Below are 18,073 nucleotides of genomic sequence, written 5' to 3' on the forward strand. Positions count from 1 at the left end.
GATCTAACCGGGGCCGTTTCTCCTTCCCCCCGGGAACCTCAAGCCAATGCGTATCGCCACTTGGAACGTCAATTCGGTCCGGCAGCGGATCGATCACCTCCTGACCTGGCTCAAGGAATGCTCCCCGGACATCGTCTGCCTGCAGGAGATCAAGTGCACGGACGACGCATTCCCAAGGCTGGAGATCGAGGCGCTCGGCTACAACGTGGTGACGCACGGCCAGAAGACCTTCAACGGCGTCGCGCTGTTGTCGAAGCTGCCGTTCGACGAAACCAAGTCCGGGCTCGACGGCGATGCCGAGGACGTGCATGCGCGCTTCCTGGAGGGCGTGGTCAGTCTCAAGCACGGCGTGGTGCGCATCGCCTGCCTCTACCTGCCCAACGGCAACCCGCCGAACACGGAAAAATATCCCTACAAGCTCAAATGGATGTCGCGGCTTCGTGACTACGCGCGTGAGCGGCTGAAGACCGAGGAGCCGCTGATCCTCGCAGGTGACTTCAACGTGATCCCCGCGGCCGCCGACGTCTCCAACCCCGAGGCCTGGGTCGAGGACGCGCTGTTCCGCCCGGAGACGCGCGAGAGCTTCCAGTCGCTGCTCGGCCTCGGGCTCACCGACGCGCTGCGCGCCGTCACCGATGCGCCGGGGCAGTACACGTTCTGGGACTATCAGGCCGGCGCCTGGCAGAAGAACGCGGGGATCCGGATCGATCACCTGCTGTTGTCGCCGCAGGCCAGCGACCGGCTGGTCGAGGTCGGCATCGACAGCTATGTCAGGGCCTGGGAGAAGCCGTCGGATCACGTGCCGGTGTGGGCCGATTTCGATCTCGAGACGGCGTAACTCGAGGACGGTCCATGACGATCTACACACGGCGGCAATTGTTTCCGCTCGCAATCGTGCCGCTGCTGGCGGCGAAGCCGGTGCTTGCCGCCGACCTGCAGGCCACCATCGCCGGCATCGAAGCCGGCAGCGGCGGGCGACTCGGCGTGGCGCTGCTGGACACCGCGAGCGGGGCACTCAGCGGCCATCGGCTCGACGAGCGTTTCCCGATGTGCAGCACCTTCAAGGCGCTGCTGGCGGGCGCGATCCTCACCAAGGTCGATGCCGGCACCGAGCAGCTCTCGCGCCGCATTCCCATCGCGCAAGGAGACATCCTGTCCTACGCGCCGGTCACCAAGGCCTATGTGGGGACGTCGGGCCTGTCGGTCGGCGAATTGTGCGAGGCGACCGTGACGCTCAGCGACAACACGGCGGCGAATCTGCTGCTGGCGAGCCTCGGCGGCCCCGCCGGCCTGACCCGCGCCATCCGCGGCTTCGGCGACGCCATCACCCGGCTCGACCGCATCGAGCCTGCGCTCAATGAAAGCGTGCCCGGCGATCCCAGGGACACCACGACGCCCGCGGCGATGGCGCAGACCTTGGCGAAGCTGACGACCGGCACGGCGCTGTCGGCGGCATCGCGCGACATCCTGAATGGCTGGCTGATCGCCTGCAAGACCGGTGGCGCCAAGCTGCGCGCCGGCCTGCCCGGCGAATGGCGCATCGGCGACAAGACCGGCGCGGGCGAGCGCGGCAGCAGCAACGATGTCGCCGTGATCTGGCCGACAGGGCGCGTGCCGGTCGTCGTGAGCAGCTATCTCACCGAGACCAAGGCCAGCGACGACAAGCGCAACGCGGTTCACGCAGCGGTCGGCCGAGCCGTCGCAGGCGCGCTCGGGGCCTGAGCCTCGCGATAGATCGCGGCGATCGCGTCGAATCCGGTGCGCAGCTGGCGCATCTGGCGGCCCGCGAGGCGCACGCCGAGACCGGCGCTCTCCGGCAGCAGGCTTGCCGCGGCGTAGAGGCCGTCGATGCAGGACAGCGCATCGACGAGACGCTGGCGAAGCGCGGTGAGATCGTTCGTCAGCGGCAGCATCAGCACGGCCGAGCCGAACGCGCGATGACCGTTGAAGACGGCGACATCAGGATCGCGCAGCTGCATGCGGTCGATGAGGAGCGGCGCCTCGCCCGTCCGGCGCACGACGAGCGCGGAGTCGAGCTCGCGGAACAAGCGCCCCTGCCCGACCGGGTCATGCATCGTGAAGGCGTCGGTCACGAGGGCCAAAGCATCGGCGGCGCAGTGCAGTTCGAGCACCTGGCACAAGGCAGCCCCGGGAAACAGAATACGCGGCTCCGGCCGATAATCGAGCCTGGCGCCGGTCTCGACCCGGAGCAGCACCTGCTCCATGGCACGTGCGCCCGGCTCGGCGCGATGGACTGAGGTGGCGCCCTGCGTGGTCACGCAAACGGCTGCACCCGCATGTAGCGTGAAGCGCTGCGTCAACCGGTCCTCGCCATGCACCGCGCCACTGCCGGTCTGCAGGATCACGCTGAGCAGGTCCGGCCGCTCGGCATCGGTGTGAAAGCTGCGTGTCAGCACGAACGGCCACGCGAACAGCCGGCGGTCGATCACCGTGCGGCCGCCGCGGCGAACGAAGGAGAGATCGAGCCGCGGCGGCTCTGGGGCTGAAGCGCTCACGTGCGGAACAGCACCTCGCGCTCGAGCAGATCGACGATCGCATCAATACCCTCGCCGCGTCGGCAGTTGGTCAAGAGCACCGGACGGCCGCCGCGCACCTCGGCCGCTTCGCGCCGCATGCGATCGAGATCGACGCCGACATGCGAGGCGAGATCGACCTTGTTGATGACGAGCAGATCGGCGCGGATCACGCCGGGGCCGCGCTTGCGCGGGATGTCGTCGCCGCCGGCGACGTCGATCACGAACATCCAGAAATCGGTGAGGTCGCGCGAGAAGGTCGAGGCGAGATTGTCACCACCGCTCTCCAGCAGGATCAGCTCGACGCCCGGAAAGCGCCGCTCCAATTCGTCGGCGGCCTCGATGTTGAGCGTCGGGTCCTCGCGGATCACGGTGTGCGGACAGGCGCCGGCTTCGACCGCCGACACGCGCGCCGGGTCGATCAGGCCCGAGCGGCGGACGCGCTCGGCATCCTCGGCGGTGACGAGATCGTTGGTGATGACCGCAATGTCGATGCCGCGCGCCTGCAGCGCCGGGATCAGGCGCTCGACCAGAGCGGTCTTGCCGGAGCCGACCGGACCGCCGATCCCGACGCGCGCGGCGGTCATCGGCGCATCGGTGCGGGTGAGAGCGAGACGGCTCATCGCAGCATGAACCTCCTCGCGAGCGGCACGGTCGTCGCAGGCGGGCACATCAGCAGCCTGCCGTCGGCACGGACCTCGAAGGTCTGCGGATCGACCTCGACATGCGGCATCGCCGCGTTGCGGACCATGTCGGTCTTGCGCAGCCGGCGCACGTTCTTGATCTGCACGGTCTCACGGCCGAGCCCAAGCTTAGCGCGGATGCCGGCGTCGACCGCGAGCTTCGACATGAAGTTGACGCCGAGCCGCTGTGGCGCTGCGCCGAGCGCGCCCCACATCCGCTTCTGGATCATCGGCTCGGAGAGACCCAGACTGCCATTGCCGTCGCCCATCGCGGCCCACACCGGGAAGCCGTTCTTGATCACCATGTAGGGCTTGAGGCCGAACGAGGCGCGCGGCCACAGCACGAGATCGGCCATCTTGCCGACCTCGATGGAGCCGACGACATGATCGATGCCGACGGCGATGGCGGGATTGATCGTGAGCTTGGCGACGTAGCGCTTGATGCGCTCATTGTCGGCGCGCGCGGTCGTCTCCTCCGGCAGCCGGCCGACGCGGTCCTTCATCACGCTGGCGAGCTGCCAGCATTTGGCGACGTTCTCGGCGAGACGTCCCATGCCTTGCGTGTCCGTGCCGAAGATCGAGATCGCGCCCATGTCGTGCAGGAAATCCTCGGCCGCCATCGACTGCGCCCGCGCCCGCGCCTCGCCGAACATGACGTCTTCGGGCGCGTTGTAGTTGAGCTGATGACAGATCATCGTCATCGGCACGCCCTCCTCCATGCCGTAGGAGGTGTAGGGATTGGTCGGATTGGTGGAGGACGGGATCACGTTCGGCCAGGACACTACTTTGAGCAGGTCGGGTGCATGGCCGCCTCCGGCGCCCTCGACGTGATACATGTGGATGGTGCGGCCGTCGACCGCCGCCATCGTGTCCTCGCAGAAGCCGTATTCGTTGATCGAGTCGGTGTGCAGATGCACGGCGAAGTCGTTGCGGTCGGCGGCGATCAGGCTCTTGTCGATGACGTCGGGCGCGGCGCCAAAGTCCTCGTGGATCTTGACCGACATGCCGCCGGCCGCAACCGCCTCCTCGACAGCTTCGGGATCGGAGCCGCCGCGGCCGAACAGCGCGTAGTTCAGCGGCGAGAACTCGATCGATTTCAGGAAGTGCCCGAAATTCGGCCCCGAGCCGGAGCCGACATCGAACGCCGGCCCGGAGCCGTTGCCGATCATCGTCGTGGTGCCGCCGGCCAGCGCATGGTCCGACTGTTCCGGCGAGATCAGATGCGCGTGGCTTTCGATCGCGCCGGCGGTGACGATGAACGGGCCGCCGGCGATCGGCGCGGTGGTGTGGCCGACCACCATATCCGGATGCACGTCCGGCATCACGTCGGGATTGCCGGCCTTGCCGATGCCGACGATACGCCCGTCGCGGATGCCGATGTCGGCCTTCACGATGCCGGCGACGGCGTCGACGATGGTCGCGTTCTTGACGACGACGTCGAGGATCTTGTGGGACGACGTGCGGTGGCCGGCGATGGCCTCGCCGTCGCGCAGGTTCTTGCCGGCGCCGACCAGGAGCTCATGGCCGTAGGTCGTGTAGTCGTGCTCGATCTCGGCGAGCAGGCTGGTGTCGGCGAGCCGGATGAGATCGCCCTTGGTGGGGCCATACAGCTCGGCATAGGCGCGGCGGGTCAGCGTGGCCATGAGTTCAAGCTCCCAGATAGCCGCGCGACTGCGCGAGTTTCAGCCCGGTCTCGCGCGCGCCGGCCGCGTCGAGCGGGCCGTTGACGAGTCCGGCCTGGCCGCGCACGATGCGGTCGCCGGTGATCGGCACGAGGCGTACCGATTTGGTGACGCCCGGCTCGAAGCGGACGCCGAGTCCCGCCGGACGATCAATCTTCATGCCCCAGGCGGCGGCACGATCGAACAACAGTGCGCGGTTGACCTCGAAGAAATGGGTGTGGCTGCGCACCTGGATGTCCCGGTCGCCGGTGTTGACGACGTCGAGCGTGACCGCCGGCAGCTCAGTGAACATCGCGATGTCGTCGCCGCCCGCAATGATTTCGCCGGGCACGAACTCGTCACCCGCAGTGCCGTCGGCCGGCTGGATCGGCTCGAACAGCGCCATTACCTTGGTGCCCTCGGCAAACATCAGCTCGACATAGAGCATCGGGATCATCTGGGCGACGCCGGGCTCGACGTCGTCGGTCGTGAGCAGCCGTCCCGCCATGTCGCGGATCTCGGCATAGGGCAGATTGCGGCGCGCCGCGGTCATCACCTCGTCGGTGATGTAGGCCACCGCCTCCGGATGGCTGAGCCTGATGCCGAGCAAGCGGTTGCGCCGCGCCATCTGCGCGGCGTTGAAGATCACGAGACGATCCATCTCGGTCGGCGACAGGTTCATCATGGCGCGGCACCTCTGGTCAGGTCGTGAACATGCGCACGTGCCGCAGCGGACCGCGCGACACGGCGATGTCGATGAAGGGCGTGAAGCTCGACGGCATCGCGTCGTCGTCGGGTGTCTCGTCGAGCAGATCAGCGAGCCGTGCGCGGGCAAGCGCGAGGCTGCGCTGCGACTCGATGTGGCCGATCAGGCCGAGCCGCACGGCGGCGCTGACGAGGCCGGCGACGAGGGTCCAGCCGGAGACCAGTTCGGCCGCGTCGAGGCCAAGGCCGGCATCGCGGCCGGTGATGGCTTGTACCACCGGCAGATGTCCGAGCCGCGCATCGGCAGAAGCGCGGGCACGGTACGCCTGAGACAACGGACCGGCGAGCTTGACCCAGACGCCGAGCAGCGCCCTGCCCGCGCGCCGCGAGCCCTCGCGCATCTCGGCCGACGGCGTTGTCGCCTCGGCGAGGCGATCCACGGCGGCGATCGCGGCAATGTCGTCGGCGTGCCAGGCGCGGCGGAGCAGGATGCGATCCATGCTGGCCCAGCGCTGCGCGAGGTGATCGGCAATAACGCCGTCGAGGTCGGCGCGACCGGACAGCAGGCCGTCGGCCGCGAGGCCTTCGATGCCCCAGGAGAACGCAAAGCCGCCGGCGGGAAAGGCACTGTCGCCGAGCTGCAGCAGCGCGAGCGCCTCGCCGCGGTCAAACATGATCGCGCTCCACGACCTCGCCGGCATCGAGCAGCGGCTGGATGCGGGCGCGATAGGTGTCGAGCGGGGCATCGAGCAGCACGATCAGATGATCGTCTTCGAAGCGGACGCGCCAGTGCAGGTTGCCGGCGTGCCAGCCGAGCTTCAGCGCACAGGCCGGATCGCGCGCGCGCAGGTGCCAGACCTGCTCCTCACCGAAGCGGGCGATGATGGCGCGATCGGAATCGAGATGCAGCAGCGCGCCGTCGACGAGCTGTTCGTCGCGATCGAGGCTGACGGCGCAGTCGGTGCCGCGATCGGTGGTCAGCCGGAAGCGCCTGCGGCCGGCGTCCTCCGGCGGCACGAACAACAGCTCGATGCCGCCGCGATGCTCCAGCGCGTGGAGTTTTCCGGCATAAGCCCTGTCGTCGGCGCGTCCTATGATGCCGTGCAAACGGAGCATCGGCGTGATTTCCTCTCGTTGACGTCATCACTGTCATTCCGGGGCAGCCCGCCAGGGCTGAACCCGGATCTCGAGATTCTCAGGTGCGCAATTGCGCACCATAGTTCGATGCTGTCGCATCGCCCCGGAATGACTGTGGAGACGGTTGGTACCTCCCAGCGCACTACCGCAGCGTCGCCGACACCTCCTGCGACGTCACGAGAATGACCTCGCCGTCGAGGATCGGCTTGGCGATGCCGAAGAAGGTCGCCACCGCGGCGGAGCCGTTGTGGCGGTCCATCGCGGCCTTGTCGGCGAAGCGCTCGTAGGTCGTGAACAGACCGGGCTCGGTCTCACTCTGCGAGATGAAGAACCCGATCGTCTCCGGCTCGTTGGCCGCGACATGGGCCGCGACGGCGACCAGAGCGTCGCGCATCGTGGCCTCGTATCCCGCCTTGGCCCTGATGACCGCGGTGATGGTGATCATCAGAAGGTCTTCCAGTCGCCGTCGGCCTCGAACGCCGCCGCCGCCTGGTAGATGGTGGATTCGGCGTAGTCCTTGCCGATCAGCATCAGGCCGACTGGCAGGCCGTCCGAGAGGCCGCACGGCAGGGTCATCGCCGGATGGCCTGTCACGTCGAACGGGCTGGTCGTCGCGGTCATCTCGAAGGCGCGCTGCACCACCTCGGCGAGCGGCGCATCCTTGGCCGGGATCGGCGTGGCGACGCACGGCAGGGTCGGCATCAGCAGCAGATCGTAGGAGCCGAACATGGCATCATAGGCCGCCTTGGCCTGAATCGCGATGTTGCGCGACTTGGCGTAGTAGCGGCCACGATAGTGCTCGAGGCCCCACTGCCCGACCAGCATGGTCAGCTTCAACGTCACCGACAGATCGTCGGCGCGCGTGCGCCAGCCGGAATGCGCATCGAGCAGACCGACATCGTAAAGGCCCTTCCAGTTGAACCCCATGCCGTTGCCGAGCATCATCTGCACGAGGAAGCCTTCGAGCGTGATCGGATTCCACGCCGCCAGCGCATGCATGTGCTCGGGGATCGAGACTTCCGACACGCTCGCGCCCATCTTGGCGAAGCGCTCCGCGCCAGCCTTGACCTTGGCGACCACGCCCTCTTCCATGTTGGGCGCGCTGAAGCCTTCCTTGAGGACGCCGATCTTGAGACCCTTGACGCCCTTGCCGAGCGCCTCGGTGTAGGCCGAGACCTTCGGCGCATATTGCCGGGGATCGAGACCGTCGGCGCCGGCCAGCACTTCGAGCAGCAGCGCATTGTCAGCGACCGACTTGGTCATCGGTCCGGTGTGGTCGATCGTCGATTCGATCGGCATCACGCCGGTGTAAGGCACGAGGCCGTGGGTCGCCTTCATGCCGTAGATGCCGCAATAGGACGCTGGAATGCGGATCGAGCCGCCCTGGTCGCCGCCGATCGCCATGTCGACCTCGCCGGCCGCCACCAGCGCGGCGCTGCCCGACGACGAGCCGCCGGCCGAATAGCCCATCTTCCAGGGATTGTGCACCGGCGCGGGATCGGAGGTGTGACTGCCGCCGGACAGGCAGAAGTGCTCGCAGACGGCCTTGCCGACGATGGTGCCGCCGGCATCGAGAATGCGGGAGACGATGGTGGCGTCGGCGGCGGGAATGAAACCTTCGAGCGTGGTCGAGCCGTTCATCATGGGAACGCCGGCGAGCGCGACGTTGTCCTTCAGCACGACGCTCCGGCCGGCGAGCTTGCCGCTGGACGCGCCCTTCACCTCGGTCTTGATCGCCCAGGCGTTGTACTTGTTCTCCTTCGGCGGCGGCTTGGCGCCCGGCGTGCGCGGATATTTGACAGGCGGCAGCGGGTTCGGCAGCTCGTCGATGATATCGTACTGGTCGAACATGCCGCCCATCAGCGACAGATATTCGGCGGCCTCCTCCACCGTCATGTTCATGTGCAGGCTGGCGGCGAGATCGGCGACTTCCTCGGCATTCGGGCGTTTGATGGACATGAGTCATCCTTTCTTGTGAGGACAAGCTGGGCAGAGACAGCAGATTGTCAGTTCAATGGGCCGGCGCAGCTGCGCCGGTACGGGCTCTAGCTCGGGACCATCTGACCTTCCCGGGCCAGGAGAGTCTCACGGTCGAGTTCCTCTGTGATACGCCCCTTCTGGATGTGCAGGATGCGGTCCGATAACGACGTGATGAATTCGAGGTTCTGCTCGACCACGATCAAAGACATCTTCCAGCGCGACTTCAACGCCAGCAGCGTCTCGATGATCTCCTCGATGATCGACGGCTGGATGCCTTCGGTCGGTTCGTCCAACAGGATCAGCTTCGGCTTGGTGCACAGGCAGCGCGCCAGCGCCAGCAATTGCTGCTCGCCGCCGGACAGCGCGCCGCCGCGGCGATCGAGCAGCCGCACCAGTCGCGGAAAATCCTGCAGCACGGTGTCGATGACGCTGCGGTCCTCCTTGGGCGCCGCAGCAAGGCCCATGCGCAGATTCTCCATCACCGACAGATCCGGGAAGATCTCGCGGCCCTGCGGCACCAGACCGATGCCGAGCCGCGAGCGCTCGTGCGGCTTGAGATGCGTGATGGCTCGGCCTGCGAACACCACCGAGCCGTCGGTGGTCGGCAGGTGTCCCATCAAGGTGCGCAGCGCCGTGGTCTTCCCCATGCCGTTATGGCCGAGGATGCCGAGATACTCGCCGTCCGCCACGGTCAGGTCCACGCCGAACAGGATCGGGATCCGGCCATAGCCGGACTTGAGCCCGTTGACTTCGAGAAGCGCACTCATGCCGCCACCTTCTTGCCGAGATAGACGTCGCGGACGCGCTGGTCGGCGAGCACCTTGTCCACCGTGTCCTCGACCAGCACGCGGCCCTGGTGGAACACCGTCACGCGCTTGGCGATCTGCTTGATGAACTCCATGTCGTGCTCGACGACCACGATCGCACGGGTCTGGTTGATCTCGCGGATGATCGCAGCGGTGTGGAAGGTCTCCTCGTCGGTCATCCCCGCGGCGGGCTCGTCGAGCAGGATCAGCTCGGGCTCGGCGGCGAGCACCATGCCGATCTCGACCCATTGGCGCTGGCCGTGCGACAGCGTCGCGACGATGCTGTCGGCGTAGTCGGTCAGCCGGATCATCTCGAGCACGGCATTGACCGCCGGGCCCTGCTGGCGCGGGGTCGCCTTGCGGCGCACCGCCATCCAGATGTTCTCGCGCACCGAGAGGCCGTTGAATACGTTCGGGACCTGGGTCTTGATGCCGATGCCCATGCGCGCGATCTCGTGCGACAGCTTGCCGGCGATCGGCATGCCGCGGAACGCGATGCTGCCCGACGTTGGCACCAGTTGTCCCGTCAGCGTCTTGAAGAACGTGCTCTTGCCGGCGCCGTTCGGGCCGATCAGGCAGCGCAACTCCATCTCCTGCAGGGTGAAGGTGATGTCGTCATTGGCGACGACGCCGCCGAAGCGCATCGTCAGGTGCTCGGCCTTGAGCAGAGGAACGAGGTCTGCCATGTCATTCGGCTCCTGCAGGATGCGGCGCCGCAGCGGATTGCACCGGTGGACCATTGGCTTTCGGCTTGGAGGCCGGCATCAGCCGCATCACGAGATCGCGGGCGGTCGGCACCATGCCCTTCGGCAGCAGCAGCACGAAGATCACCAGCACGCCGCCGAGCACGAGGTTGGAGTTCAACAGCTGCTGCGAGCCGATATAGGCGACGATGTATTCGATGACGACGCAGCCGATGATCGGCCCCAACAAGGTGCCGAGCCCGCCGACCGTGATCCAGATGATGATCTCCGCCGACAGCGAAAGGCTGAAGATGGTCGGGCTGACGAAGGCGCCCCAGTTGACGTAGAGCGCGCCGGCAAGCCCGGCGATCGCACCGCCGAGAATGAAGGTCAGGCACTTCACCAGCCGCGGGTCGTAGCCGAGCAGCGAGGCCCGCACCTCGTTCTCGCGCACCGCGACGATGATGCGCCCGGCCGGCAACGCCAGCAACAGGCGCAGCATCAGGAACACGGCCAGCAGCACGCCTGCTGTGGTCCACCACGACTGCTCGGGCGACAGCACGGTCGAGGGATCGAACGGCATGTTGAAGGTCGGCACGGCCGGCATGCCGTTGAAGCCGCCGAGCAGCGCCTTGCCGATCTTGTACGCATCGCCCGAGGTCGAGTTGACCGAGTTGAACAGGATCAGGGTCACCGTGAGCGTGATGACGCCGAGATAGACGTCGGAGATGCGGCCGAAGAAGATGAAATAGCCGAGGATCGCCGCGAACGTCGCCGGGACCGCGATGGCCACCAGGATCGCAGGCGTCGAGTCCTGGAAATTGATGGCCGCGATCGCATAGGCATAGCCGCCGAGCCCGAAGAACGCGGTCTGTCCGAACGACAGGATGCCGCCGAAGCCCCAGATGAAGGCGAGGCTGAGCGCCAGCACCGCCATTGCAGCGAACAGCGTCAGCTGCATCAGCGCGAACAGCTCGATCACGCTCGGCACGATCGCAATCGCTACGATGGCAAGGACGATCGCGCCCACCTGGCCGGAAAGACGGAGGTGCTTGTCCATCACAGGTTTCCCTTGAAGAAGCGCCCGGAGATGCCCTGCGGCAGCAAGCGGATCAGCACGATCGCGGTGGTGAAGACGATCACCTCGCCATAGACGGGCGTGGTGAAATAGGCGCCGATCTGGTTGACCGAGCCGAACAGGCTCGCGGCCGAGAGCGTGCCGGAGAGGATCGCGGCGCCGCCGCCGACCACGGTCATGAACGCCTTCGCGACATAGGCGCCGCCCATCACGGGGGTGATGCCGGACACCGGCGCCAGCAGGCCGCCGGCGAGGCCGGTCACGGCCGCACCGAGCGCGAAGGTGCTCATGTAGACCCGGGCCGGGTTGACGCCGAGCGTCGCCGCCATCGCCGGATTCTGCATCGTGGCGCGGGCGACCAGGCCGAAACGGGTGTAGCGCATCACGCCGTAGATGATCGCCATCATGACGGCCGCCATCAAGGCAAGGAACAGCGTGTAGTAGCTCGACTGATACGAGCCAATCGAAAAGCCGCCGAGCGGCGTCGGCACGCCCTGCTGGGTGTTGCCATAGATCGTCGTGATGATCCCGATGATCAGGAGGCTGAGGCCCCAGGTCGCGAGCATCGAATCGACCAGGCGGCCATAGAGGAAGCGAATCAGGCAGCGCTCGATCACGAGCCCCACGATGCCGACGAACAGCGGCGCGATGATCAGCATCGCGATCCAGATGTTCACACCGGCATTGGCGGAAATGACGGTCGCATAGGCGCCGAGCATGATGAATTCGCCATGGGCGAGATTGATGATCTTCATCATGCCGAAGATGATCGCCAGTCCCAGGCAGAGCAGGAACAGCGACGAGATTCCATTGAGGACGTCGAGCGCGAGGATGACGTAGATCGCCATGCGTCAGGTCTTTCAGGGCAGTCCAGGGACACCGGGCCCCGCCGGATGGCGGGACCCGGCAGGCGTCAGAGATTGATGATGTACTGCTTGGTGTCGGTGGGGTTCTTGACGAGGTCGCAGACACTCGCGGTGTCCGCCGGCTTGGCGTCGGTGTAGGTCTCCAGCACCGACCATTTGCGGTCCTTCACCTCGGCAAGGAACGCGTTGCGAACCGTGTGATGGGTCGGCTTGTCCAGCGAGACCTTGCCGCTGGGGCCGTCGAAGACGAGGCCGCTTTCGAGCGCCTCGATCACCTTCATGCGGTCGATGCTGCCGGCCTTCTTGACGCCCTCGGCCCACAGCATCACGCCTTCATAGGTGCACGAGGCGAGCTCGCTGATGTAAGGCGAATCCGGATGCGCCTTCTTGATCTTCTCGACGAAGCTCTTGGAGGCCGGCGTGGTCAGCTCCTCGAAATAGCCGTAGGCGCCAATGACCCCATCGCTTTCCGCCGCGTCCAGCGTCGAGGGCTCGTTGACGAGCCCAAAGGTGGTCGAGGCGATCGGGATCTTCGATTTCATGCCGGCGGCAGTCCACTGCCGGTAGAATGCGGTGTGGTTGCCGCCGACCAGCGCCGACAGGATGAGGTCGGGCTTGGCCGCCTGGATCTTCGAGATGGTCGAGCCGAAATTGGTGACGTCGAGCGGGAAGAAGTCGGTCGAGAGAATCTCGCCGCCATTGTCCTTGCAGTACTTGGTCATCCACTTCGCGGTGATCTGACCGTAATTGTAGTCGGCCGCGATGATGTAGGCCTTCTTGCCCGCCTTCTTCATCGCGCTCGGCACCAGCTTCTCGACCGTCTGCGCCGGCGTGGTGCCGGTGCAGAACGTGTTGCGGTCGCAGACGCCGCCTTCGTACAGCGTGTTGTAGAAGTACAGCACCTTGAAGCGGTCGAAGGTCGGCCGGATCGCCTCGCGCGAGGCCGAGGTGATGCCGCCATGGACGACGTCGACCTTGTCCTTCACCGCCAGCTGCTGGGCATATTGCGAGTACAGCTGGATGTTGGACTGGGTGTCGTAGTGGATCACCTTCAAGGGACGGCCGAGCAGGCCGCCGGCGGCATTGATCTCATCGACGGCGAGCTGCAGCGCGTAGACCATCGGCGTGCCGGAGGTGCCGATCGGGCCCGACTGGTCGTGCAGGCTGCCGACCGTGATCGGGTTCTCGGCCGCGAGCGCGCCTGAGCGGAACACCGCAGGTGTCGCGATCAAGGTCGACGTCGCGATGGCCGAGCGTTGCAGAAAACGACGGCGGGAAAAAGTCATCAGGGGTCCCCATCGGTTGGTGATGCTGTTGCACAAGTCGCGCAAAGTTTAAAATTACAATATTTGAAAATGCAAGTTCTTTTTGGCGCGGCAGCGCTCAGTGTGACGATGCGACAACCGAGAAATCGTAGCCGTCCAGCTCGGCGAGGTGGATCGGGTGCCGGCCGCCAACCACCGGCTGTGCCTCCGTGCCGCGCGCGGTGCGCCGCTGCAGCGTGCGCCCGAAGAAGCGCCTGAGAACGCGCGCATCGAAGCTCTCGGCGCGCTCGATCAGCGCGGCGAGCGCGTGAATGCCCTCGTAGCAGGACTCGCCATAGCCGTTCGCGGGCGGCGGGTTGTCGCCGAACGCCGTGTAGTAACGCTCCAGGAAGGCGCCGTTGTTGCGCGAGCGCAGCGATGCAAAGTAGCTGGAGGCGACGAACACGTTCTCGGTCTCGCTGCTGTCGAGTCCATAGACGATGGTCTCGTCGAAGGCCGAGGAGAAGCGCAGAACGTGGCGGCTGAGCCCGGCGGCGCAGAAGGCGCGGCTGAACACGATGCAGTCGAAGCCGAGAAAGACCGGGAGAACGACGTCGCTGCGCGTGGTCTTGATACGATCGAGCATCTCGTCGAAATCATGCACGCCGACCGGCACGTAGTGCTCTCCGGTGACGACGCCGCCGTATCGCGCGATCAGGCGCTTGGCGATGTCGAGCGAGGAACGCGGCCAGATGTAGTCGTTGCCGCACAGGAAGAAGCGCCGGGCGCGCTTGCACTCCGAGAGCCATTGGATCGCGGGTGCCAGCAATTCGCCGGCGGTCTCGCCCGTGGTCATCACATCGCTGTTCGCCGGCAGGCCCTCGAACTGGGGCGTGTAGACGAACGGCACGCGGCCGCGCGCGGCTTGCGCGACAGGATCGCGCGCGTAGCTCGGCAGCATGCCGACGAGGCCGTCGACGGCGAACTCGTCGACCGCTTCGACCGCGGCCCGACCCGCGCTGGCGGCGGTTGCGCCGGCGTCGATGACGATCAGCTCGACCTGTCGGCGGCGGATGCCGGCGGCCTGGTTCAGCTCGGTCACGGCCAGCCGCCCACAGGCTTCCGCGGAGGGTGCCCACAACCCCGCCGAGCCGCGCTGAGGAATGATCAGGCCGATCCGAACGCTGTGCAAACGTGCCGCCTCTGCTGTTGCAGAGGATTTGCACTCACGAATCGTGCCAAGCGCGTTTTGGCGTCATCGCGGTCGTTCCGTGTACCAAAGTTCGCCGATTTTGGTTCTGGAACCTGACGCTGGTCAGAACATCGGCGCGCCGACGCCTATTCGTTAGGCATCCGCTGCCATGGCCTCGATGTGTCGTCGCGACCCGCGACTCACCGCGCGGGACCGAGGGTTTTGCGCATCGGATAGGAGGCCGCGGTGCCGAACTTGCCGGCGGGCACGCCGACATCGGCGTAGCCGCGGGCGAGATAGAATCGATGCGCGGTCTCGGTGCTCAACAAGGCGATCTCCCTTGCACCAAGCGCGAGCGCCCGCCGCTCCAGCTCGGCCACCAGCGCCGAGCTGATGCCGCGAAACCGGGCTTGCGGCGACACGTAGTTGACCGTGATCTCGCCGGGATGGGCGAGCCCGCCGACCGCGAGAATCGCACCATCCTCGACCGCGACCAGCAGTGAGCGCCCCTGCCCGTCCGCCCACTGCGCCACGTTCTGGGGTGACTTGTTGGCCAGCCAGCGCGCCAGGATCTGCGGGTCGCCGCGGTGGTCGTCCCTGCACAATTCGGAAATCGAGGCCCGCAACACGGCGCAGGCCGCCTCGGCATCGTCAGCCGTCGCATCGCGGATGATCATCGCAGCCCCTCTCTCGAACGGAGGGAACGCGATGCATTCCGCTCCTGCTACTCGCGCTTGCCCTGCACCCAGCTCTCGAGCATCTGCAGCGCCGAGGCGCGGTCATCGTCCGAGGCCTTGGCGAAGGCGCGGTTGTAGCTCTCCTTGATCCAGGCTTCGTCCGGACCGGCGCTGTCGCGCGCCAGCGTGAGCCACATCAGTCCGCGCGCCGGCTGGCGCGGCAACCGGTCGCCGTTGAACAGCATCTGACCAAGCAGCGCCTGGGCCTGGTGCTGGCCCTTCTGCGCGGCGAGGCCGAGCCAGCGCGCACCATAACGGAAGTCGTCGCGCGAGGCATCCGCGGTCTTCAGGTACATCCGCGCTAGGTCGTACTGGGCGTCCGCATTGCCGAAGTAGGACGCCGCATAGGAGAACATCTCCCGCGCGCGATCCGGATCGGCCTTGACCTTCGTGTTGGGGATGCCGCTCAGGTAATAGCGGCCGAGCGCGACGAAGGCATTGGCGACGATCTGCGCCTGCGGCGCCGACGGGCTGTCCTCCGCATGCGCATTGGCGATGCGGCTGAAATAGTCGAAGGCGCGCATGTCGTCGCGCGCAACGCCATCGCCCGCCGCATACATGCGGCCGAGCTTGAACTGCGCAATCGGGTGGCCTTCCTCCGCCGCGTATTGCAGCGCCGTCAGGGACTGCGTGGGTGAGGTCGAGGACGTCGTCGCGGGCAGCGCCTTGCGCAGCGCGCCGGCGCCAGCCTGCTGTCCAGCCACGGGAATCGCCGGCTCCTGGTTGACCGGAGCGCCATCGAACGCGAACGATGGCGTCGGCAACGCGAGCGGGGCAACCCCCAGCATCAATGCGAAAAGGATCCGATCAGATGTCCGCATAGCAATACTTCTCTTGCGCACCACCTGGATGGGTCACGGCGCCCGCCACGGCCGGCCCCACCTGCTGGGCATATTTCCAAAGTGCACCTGACGTGTGATGCGTCTCACGCGGCGTCCACTTGGTCTTGCGTGTCGCCAGCTCGGCATCGCTCAACTTCACGTTAAGGATGCCCGCCTCGGCGTCGATCTCGATGATGTCGCCATCCTCGACCAGCGCGATCGGTCCGCCGACCGCCGCCTCCGGTCCGATATGGCCGATGCAGAAGCCCCGGGTCGCGCCCGAGAACCGGCCGTCGGTGATCAGCGCGATCTTGCCGCCCATGCCCTGCCCTGTCAGCGCCGCCGTGGTCTGCAGCATTTCCCGCATGCCCGGACCGCCGCGCGGCCCCTCGTAGCGAATAACGATCACGTCGCCTTCGCGATAGGTGCGCTTCTGGACGGCGTCAAAGGCGTCCTCTTCCCGATCGAAGCAGCGGGCCGGCCCAGAGAATTTCAAGTTCGACATGCCCGCGACTTTCACGATCGCGCCCTCTGGCGCGAGATTGCCTTTCAGACCGACGACACCCCCGGTTGCAGTGATCGGCTTGTCAGCCGGCACCACCACGTCCTGGTGCGGATTCCACTTCACGCCTTTGAGGTTTTCGGCGATCGTCCGGCCGGTGACTGTGAGGCAGTCGCCGTTCAAATAGCCATGGTCGAGCAACGTCTTCATCAAGAGCGGAATGCCACCAGCCTCGAACATGTCTTTGGCGACATAGCGGCCACCCGGCTTCAAATCCGCGATATAAGGTGTCTTTTTGAAGATTTCGGCGACGTCGAATAAGTCGAACTTGATGCCGGCCTCGTGCGCAATCGCAGGTAGATGCAGCGCAGCATTGGTCGACCCGCCGGACGCCGCCACAACCGCAGCGGCATTCTCCAGGGATTTTCGCGTGACGATGTCGCGCGGGCGGATATTGGCGGCAATCAGCTCCATGACCTGTTCGCCGGCGGTCATGCAGAAGGCATCGCGGATTTCGTAAGGCGCCGGGGCCCCGGCCGAATAAGGCAGCGCCAGCCCGATCGCCTCGGACACCGTCGCCATCGTGTTGGCCGTGAACTGGGCGCCGCAGGCGCCAGCCGACGGACAGGCGACGCGCTCGAGCTCGTCGAGATCGTCGTCCGACATCGCACCCACCGAATGCTTGCCGACAGCCTCGAACATGTCCTGCACGGTGACCTGCTGGCCGCGGAAATTGCCGGGCAGGATCGAGCCGCCATAGATGAAGATCGAGGGCACGTTGAGCCGGACCATCGCCATCATCATGCCCGGAAGCGATTTGTCGCAGCCGGCGAGGCCGACGAGCGCATCGTAGGAATGGCCGCGAATCGTCAGCTCCACCGAATCGGCGATCGCCTCGCGCGACGGCAGCGACGAGCGCATGCCGTCATGGCCCATCGCGATGCCGTCGGTCACGGTGATGGTACAGAATTCGCGCGGCGTGCCGCCGGCGTGGGCGACGCCCTTCTTCACCGCCTGGGCCTGCCGCATCAGCGCGATGTTGCAGGGCGCAGCCTCGTTCCAGCACGAGGCGACGCCGACGAAGGGCTGATGGATCTGCGCCGTGGTGAGGCCCATGGCGTAGAGGTAGGACCGATGCGGCGCACGCTCGGGCCCTTCCGTCACATGACGGCTGGGCAGCCTGCGCTTGATGTCGGTCTTCGCGTCCATCGCTGTTTTGGCCTCCCGGTGCTGCGGAGAACGCTCAAAATCCGGCAAGTGGATTTTCGGCAGCCTCACACGCACTGGTTATGTTCTGATCAAAGTATTTCACGACCAGGTGTGGCTAAAAAGCGGCGCGTTTGCGGAGCGCCGGAGATTGTTACCAAAACTTCGTAAACTGTGGCGACGTCGCAACATTCGTGGCCGATGCGCAACCATGTGCGGTTGGGCGTGGCAGGGCGAG

General features: G+C 66.2%; 19 protein-coding genes. 2 read left to right on the forward strand and 17 right to left on the reverse strand.

Annotation, left to right across the window (positions count from 1 at the left end):
• The first annotated feature begins 46 nt into the window (after nucleotides 1–46).
• On the forward strand, nucleotides 47–838 hold the full coding sequence (gene xth, locus QW863_RS03695) for an exodeoxyribonuclease III (RefSeq protein ID WP_315711692.1): 792 nt from the start codon (nucleotides 47–49) through the stop codon (nucleotides 836–838).
• Nucleotides 839–852: 14 nt separating this feature from the next.
• A complete protein-coding gene (gene bla, locus QW863_RS03700) occupies nucleotides 853–1,722 on the forward strand; it encodes a class A beta-lactamase (RefSeq protein ID WP_315711690.1) in 870 nt (289 codons plus the stop codon).
• Here the strand turns inward: bla and QW863_RS03705 are convergent.
• The 17 genes from QW863_RS03705 to ilvD form a co-directional block, all read right to left on the reverse strand.
• Nucleotides 1,677–2,516, reverse strand: a complete 840-nt coding sequence (locus QW863_RS03705) for an urease accessory protein UreD (protein WP_315711689.1) — start codon at nucleotides 2,514–2,516, stop codon at nucleotides 1,677–1,679. The genes bla and QW863_RS03705 overlap by 46 nt on opposite strands.
• Nucleotides 2,513–3,157, reverse strand: coding sequence for an urease accessory protein UreG (gene ureG / locus QW863_RS03710; protein ID WP_315711687.1), 645 nt, complete (start codon nucleotides 3,155–3,157; stop codon nucleotides 2,513–2,515). Before ureG ends, QW863_RS03705 begins: the two co-directional genes overlap by 4 nt.
• The gene (gene ureC / locus QW863_RS03715) at nucleotides 3,154–4,860 is read right to left on the reverse strand and encodes an urease subunit alpha (protein WP_315711685.1); all 1,707 of its coding nucleotides are present in this window, start codon (nucleotides 4,858–4,860) and stop codon (nucleotides 3,154–3,156) included. The genes ureG and ureC overlap by 4 nt, the downstream gene beginning before the upstream one ends.
• Nucleotides 4,861–4,864: 4 nt before the next feature.
• On the reverse strand, nucleotides 4,865–5,563 hold the full coding sequence (gene ureB, locus QW863_RS03720) for an urease subunit beta (protein WP_315711684.1): 699 nt from the start codon (nucleotides 5,561–5,563) through the stop codon (nucleotides 4,865–4,867).
• Between the two features lie 16 nt (nucleotides 5,564–5,579).
• Nucleotides 5,580–6,257, reverse strand: a complete 678-nt coding sequence (locus QW863_RS03725; protein ID WP_315711682.1) for an urease accessory protein UreF — start codon at nucleotides 6,255–6,257, stop codon at nucleotides 5,580–5,582.
• The gene (ureE, locus tag QW863_RS03730; RefSeq protein WP_315711680.1) at nucleotides 6,250–6,699 is read right to left on the reverse strand and encodes an urease accessory protein UreE; all 450 of its coding nucleotides are present in this window, start codon (nucleotides 6,697–6,699) and stop codon (nucleotides 6,250–6,252) included. Before ureE ends, QW863_RS03725 begins: the two co-directional genes overlap by 8 nt.
• Before the next feature lie 163 nt (nucleotides 6,700–6,862).
• Nucleotides 6,863–7,165, reverse strand: a complete 303-nt coding sequence (locus QW863_RS03735) for a putative quinol monooxygenase (protein WP_315711679.1) — start codon at nucleotides 7,163–7,165, stop codon at nucleotides 6,863–6,865.
• Nucleotides 7,165–8,679 carry an amidase gene (locus tag QW863_RS03740; protein ID WP_315711678.1) on the reverse strand — a complete coding sequence of 505 codons (1,515 nt, stop codon included), beginning with the start codon at nucleotides 8,677–8,679 and terminating at the stop codon, nucleotides 7,165–7,167. The genes QW863_RS03735 and QW863_RS03740 overlap by 1 nt, the downstream gene beginning before the upstream one ends.
• 86 nt (nucleotides 8,680–8,765) lie before the next feature.
• Entirely contained in the window at nucleotides 8,766–9,467 is a 702-nt protein-coding gene (locus QW863_RS03745) for an ABC transporter ATP-binding protein (RefSeq protein ID WP_315711677.1), read from the reverse strand.
• A complete protein-coding gene (locus QW863_RS03750) occupies nucleotides 9,464–10,192 on the reverse strand; it encodes an ATP-binding cassette domain-containing protein (RefSeq protein WP_315711676.1) in 729 nt (242 codons plus the stop codon). Before QW863_RS03750 ends, QW863_RS03745 begins: the two co-directional genes overlap by 4 nt.
• A gap of 1 nt (nucleotide 10,193) precedes the next feature.
• Nucleotides 10,194–11,249, reverse strand: coding sequence for a branched-chain amino acid ABC transporter permease (locus QW863_RS03755; RefSeq protein WP_315711675.1), 1,056 nt, complete (start codon nucleotides 11,247–11,249; stop codon nucleotides 10,194–10,196).
• The gene (locus tag QW863_RS03760; RefSeq protein WP_315711674.1) at nucleotides 11,249–12,115 is read right to left on the reverse strand and encodes an ABC transporter permease subunit; all 867 of its coding nucleotides are present in this window, start codon (nucleotides 12,113–12,115) and stop codon (nucleotides 11,249–11,251) included. Before QW863_RS03760 ends, QW863_RS03755 begins: the two co-directional genes overlap by 1 nt.
• A gap of 65 nt (nucleotides 12,116–12,180) precedes the next feature.
• Nucleotides 12,181–13,419 (reverse strand): ABC transporter substrate-binding protein, encoded by a 1,239-nt coding sequence (locus QW863_RS03765; protein ID WP_315711672.1) that lies wholly within the window; start codon nucleotides 13,417–13,419, stop codon nucleotides 12,181–12,183.
• Between the two features lie 97 nt (nucleotides 13,420–13,516).
• Entirely contained in the window at nucleotides 13,517–14,569 is a 1,053-nt protein-coding gene (locus tag QW863_RS03770; protein WP_315711671.1) for a substrate-binding domain-containing protein, read from the reverse strand.
• Between the two features lie 200 nt (nucleotides 14,570–14,769).
• Nucleotides 14,770–15,246 carry a GNAT family N-acetyltransferase gene (locus QW863_RS03775; RefSeq protein ID WP_315711670.1) on the reverse strand — a complete coding sequence of 159 codons (477 nt, stop codon included), beginning with the start codon at nucleotides 15,244–15,246 and terminating at the stop codon, nucleotides 14,770–14,772.
• Nucleotides 15,247–15,293: 47 nt separating this feature from the next.
• The gene (locus QW863_RS03780; protein WP_409977886.1) at nucleotides 15,294–16,010 is read right to left on the reverse strand and encodes a tetratricopeptide repeat protein; all 717 of its coding nucleotides are present in this window, start codon (nucleotides 16,008–16,010) and stop codon (nucleotides 15,294–15,296) included.
• A 103-nt stretch (nucleotides 16,011–16,113) separates the two neighbouring features.
• Entirely contained in the window at nucleotides 16,114–17,838 is a 1,725-nt protein-coding gene (ilvD, locus tag QW863_RS03785) for a dihydroxy-acid dehydratase (RefSeq protein WP_315711667.1), read from the reverse strand.
• Nucleotides 17,839–18,073: the final 235 nt, after the last annotated feature.

It is taken from the genome of Bradyrhizobium sp. SZCCHNR1017, assembly GCF_032381375.1.
In the GTDB taxonomy this organism is placed as follows: domain Bacteria; phylum Pseudomonadota; class Alphaproteobacteria; order Rhizobiales; family Xanthobacteraceae; genus Bradyrhizobium.

Bases quoted from the DNA above. Each gene is read 5' to 3' on its own strand.
- xth (WP_315711692.1), top strand. From the start codon at position 47: ATGCGTATCGCCACTTGGAACGTCAATTCGGTCCGGCAGCGGATCGAT.
- bla (WP_315711690.1), top strand. From the start codon at position 853: ATGACGATCTACACACGGCGGCAATTGTTTCCGCTCGCAATCGTGCCG.
- ureG (WP_315711687.1), bottom strand. From the start codon at position 3,157: ATGAGCCGTCTCGCTCTCACCCGCACCGATGCGCCGATGACCGCCGCG.
- ureC (WP_315711685.1), bottom strand. From the start codon at position 4,860: ATGGCCACGCTGACCCGCCGCGCCTATGCCGAGCTGTATGGCCCCACC.
- ureB (WP_315711684.1), bottom strand. From the start codon at position 5,563: ATGATGAACCTGTCGCCGACCGAGATGGATCGTCTCGTGATCTTCAAC.
- QW863_RS03725 (WP_315711682.1), bottom strand. From the start codon at position 6,257: ATGTTTGACCGCGGCGAGGCGCTCGCGCTGCTGCAGCTCGGCGACAGT.
- ureE (WP_315711680.1), bottom strand. From the start codon at position 6,699: ATGCTCCGTTTGCACGGCATCATAGGACGCGCCGACGACAGGGCTTAT.
- QW863_RS03735 (WP_315711679.1), bottom strand. From the start codon at position 7,165: ATGATCACCATCACCGCGGTCATCAGGGCCAAGGCGGGATACGAGGCC.
- QW863_RS03740 (WP_315711678.1), bottom strand. From the start codon at position 8,679: ATGTCCATCAAACGCCCGAATGCCGAGGAAGTCGCCGATCTCGCCGCC.
- QW863_RS03745 (WP_315711677.1), bottom strand. From the start codon at position 9,467: ATGAGTGCGCTTCTCGAAGTCAACGGGCTCAAGTCCGGCTATGGCCGG.
- QW863_RS03750 (WP_315711676.1), bottom strand. From the start codon at position 10,192: ATGGCAGACCTCGTTCCTCTGCTCAAGGCCGAGCACCTGACGATGCGC.
- QW863_RS03755 (WP_315711675.1), bottom strand. From the start codon at position 11,249: ATGGACAAGCACCTCCGTCTTTCCGGCCAGGTGGGCGCGATCGTCCTT.
- QW863_RS03760 (WP_315711674.1), bottom strand. From the start codon at position 12,115: ATGGCGATCTACGTCATCCTCGCGCTCGACGTCCTCAATGGAATCTCG.
- QW863_RS03765 (WP_315711672.1), bottom strand. From the start codon at position 13,419: ATGACTTTTTCCCGCCGTCGTTTTCTGCAACGCTCGGCCATCGCGACG.
- QW863_RS03775 (WP_315711670.1), bottom strand. From the start codon at position 15,246: ATGATCATCCGCGATGCGACGGCTGACGATGCCGAGGCGGCCTGCGCC.
- ilvD (WP_315711667.1), bottom strand. From the start codon at position 17,838: ATGGACGCGAAGACCGACATCAAGCGCAGGCTGCCCAGCCGTCATGTG.